The organism is Corallococcus sp. AB049A, from assembly GCF_003668885.1.
Taxonomy (GTDB): Bacteria; Myxococcota; Myxococcia; order Myxococcales; family Myxococcaceae; genus Corallococcus; species Corallococcus interemptor.
On sequence record NZ_RAWL01000668.1, the window covers coordinates 1 to 2,910 of the forward strand.

Sequence of the window (2,910 nt, forward strand, 5' to 3'; positions counted from 1 at the left end):
GGGATGGGGTCGCGCTCCAGGAGGGCGCTGACGCGCATCACCAGCTCATCCGCGGCCCGGTTGGTGGGGGCCACCGCGAGGATGCGCTCGTGGGGGTAGGCGCGCAGGGCGCGGGCGATGAGGTCCGCGACGGCCGTGGTCTTTCCGGTGCCGGGCGGGCCCCAGATGCTGCCCCACGGCTGGCGCCACAGCCGGTCCACGGGGATGAGCTCCGCGTCGCGGGGGGACGGCGTGGAGGGCAGCAATTCCCCCTTCGCGCGCGCCAGGGCGTTCTCGAGCGCGGGGACGCGTTCCTCGTAGGCGGCAGCGGCGGCGCACAGGGCCTCCGCGAAGTCGTAGGGCCGGTAGCACCAGCGCTCGCAGGAGAGGACGCGGCGGTCCAGGTCCTCGCCGGAGTCGGAGGAGGCGAAGACGCGGCCGGATTCGAAGTCCAGGTGGACGATGTTCCCGGCGAAGACGAGCTCCTCGCCCAGGAAGCCCAGCAGCGAGCCACCGGACCAGTCCGGATCCGCGGCGGGCACGGGCACGAGCCCCAGCACCCCGGGCCCGGCCAGGCCCACCTCGCGGGCCTCCTGGATCCGCTGCGCGCGGTACTGGCTGCGCTCGGCCACCAGCGCGTCGCGCAGGTCCTCCGGGAGATAGGTGGGCGCGACCCACTGTTCCCGGCGGCGCCCGGAGGACACGGCGGCCTGCATGGCCTCGCGCTCCGCGGGGGTGACGTCACCGGAGGCGGACACGTCGCGCGCGGGAGCCTCTTCGACAGGACGCGCGTCGGCCGCGTCGTCCACGCGGATGAGGTTCGGCGCGGGCGGCTTCGGCGTCCCAGCGTCAGCGAGGCGCGGGGCTTCTGCCTCGTCACCGCGAACGGTGGGCACCGCGCGGTTCATGCGGTGGGAGGGCGGCCTGGACGCCAGCGCCGCGGAGTCCAGCTCCCGGAAGGTCAGCGTCCGTCCCTTCGCGGATGCCCTGCCCTTCACCTCCGTGGCCTTCGGCGCGGGCGCGGCGTCCTCGTCCTCGGGCGGCCACGACGAGCGGACCCGGAGCACCGGCGCGGCGTGTTCCACCTGGACGTCGGTGTCGTACTCCACGCGGAGCACGGGCATGAGGCCATCCGGAGCACGCTCGTCCCGCGGCGCCTCCCCCTGACCCGACTCCTCGTCCGTCCTGCGCATCATACGGGGTGCTCGCGGCGCGGCCCTTCCTCACCTCGGAATGGGGCGATGCCGGGAGCCGGCCAAGCTAGGGGAGGCAGCGATCTGCGTCAACGCACGCGCAGGGCCCCTCGCACGCCTGCACCAGGGGTGAAGCCCCAACGCGACAGCCCGGGCCGCGCACACTCGCGGACCCGGGCCGTCATCACCGCCCTGGAGCTGCGTGGCGACTACAGCAGCGGGCAGAGCAGCCCGCCGCCCGTGTTCGCCGGGCAGCCTTCGCCCTGGCAGTACACGGGACCCACGCCCACGGAGATGAGGCCCTGAAGGCTGGGCACCTTCACCTTGCAGGTGCCAATCGTCGCGTTACCGGACGCGTCCGCCACCGAGTACACCATCGTGTAGACGCGGCCGTTGCCCAGCAGGCTGGACTCCGCGCGCAGCTGCGCGGACTTGCGGTCCGCGCTCAGCTTGATGTCCTGGCACTTGAAGAGGGCCAGGCTGAACAGCGCGTCCTCGGACTCGTCCGACTCCACGCGGAGGATGGAGGCCGACTGCTGCAGGTCCAGCGTCCCGCCGCAGGTGTCCACCGCCGGCTGCGCGCAGTCCGCCAGCGTCACCGTCTTGTAGTCCGCGCCCAGGGTGCGGGCCAGCACCAGGTTCTTGCTCGCCCCGGCCACCGGCGCCGCATCGTCCACCACCGTCACCGTCGCGGAGCACGACGCGGAATCCATCCCGTCCGACACCGTGAGCGTCACCGGCGTCGTGCCCACCGGGTACTGGCCCGCCGGGCTGGCCGTGATGCTCAGCGGCTGCGGGAAGCCGTCCGGATCATACGAGCCATTGTCGATGGACGCCGTCGCCCCACACGACGCGTTCGCCGGCACCGTCACGTCCTTGCACAGCGCCACCGGCGCCTGGTTCACCAGACAGCCGCCGCCCGCCGCCAGCGTCAGCGACCCCGTGTTGTTCTCCTCGCTGTCCTCCGGGAAGAAGTCCACGTGGTCCGCGACCACGAACAGCTTCTGCGTACCGTCCGGCACCTGCACCGCCGTCTCGAACGCATAGCGCTCCTTGCCCACCAGCCACGGCACGTTCACCGTCGCCAGCAGCGTGCCGCCCTCGGCCGGGTCCCCGGCGTAGATGCCCGCCACCGAGGGGTCGATGCCCGTCGGCGCCTCGTTGACGATGGTGCCCGTCACCGTCGCCACCTGGCCCTCCGCGCACGTCACGCCCAGCCCGGCCACCGCCAGGTCCATGCCCGTGTGCAGCGCGGCCCTGGACTGACGCGGCCCCGCGCCCTCCTCCAGGGTTTCGGTACCACAGCCGCCCAGCAGCAGCAGGGAGGCGAAGAACGACAGAGGACGGCGCAAGGACATGACTCTCTCCAATGAGAAGGGCGGTGCCGGGTCGGGGGGAGCGGTCCTGACGCCAGACAATGACAACCAGGCCCGTGCACAATTCTCTGCCATAAACGGATTTTTCTAGCAATACGGGCAAGGCTGTACCCAGGTCCAGGTATACACAGACACCCCATTGGAGCCCCAATGACCCGGCTGTCTGTCTTTGCGAGGAGTCGAGAAACGGCGCACTCCATGTCTGGGTTTGGACGACCTGACAGGTTGCCGCTCTCTCGGGGAAGAGGGGGGCAGGCGGCCGTCGCAGTGGACAGCGCCCTCCCTGATGGGGTTGGTTGGGCCCTCCCCGGCTGTTGAGGGGACCTACACCATGGCCTCCATCGCTCCCCGCTATGCCCACC

The 2,910-nt window shown here is 71.6% G+C and carries 2 protein-coding genes; both read right to left on the reverse strand.

Features of this window, described 5'->3' with window-relative positions; genetic code table 11:
• The coding region (locus tag D7X55_RS38030; RefSeq protein ID WP_147470380.1) for an AAA domain-containing protein at positions 1-1,175 on the reverse strand (1,175 nt) is incomplete at its 3' end.
• A gap of 206 nt (positions 1,176-1,381) precedes the next feature.
• Positions 1,382-2,530 (reverse strand): hypothetical protein, encoded by a 1,149-nt coding sequence (locus D7X55_RS38035; protein ID WP_120546238.1) that lies wholly within the window; start codon positions 2,528-2,530, stop codon positions 1,382-1,384.
• Positions 2,531-2,910: the final 380 nt, after the last annotated feature.

Excerpts from the sequence above, each read along its gene's own strand:
- D7X55_RS38035 (WP_120546238.1), bottom strand. The coding sequence starts at position 2,530 with ATGTCCTTGCGCCGTCCTCTGTCGTTCTTCGCCTCCCTGCTGCTGCTG.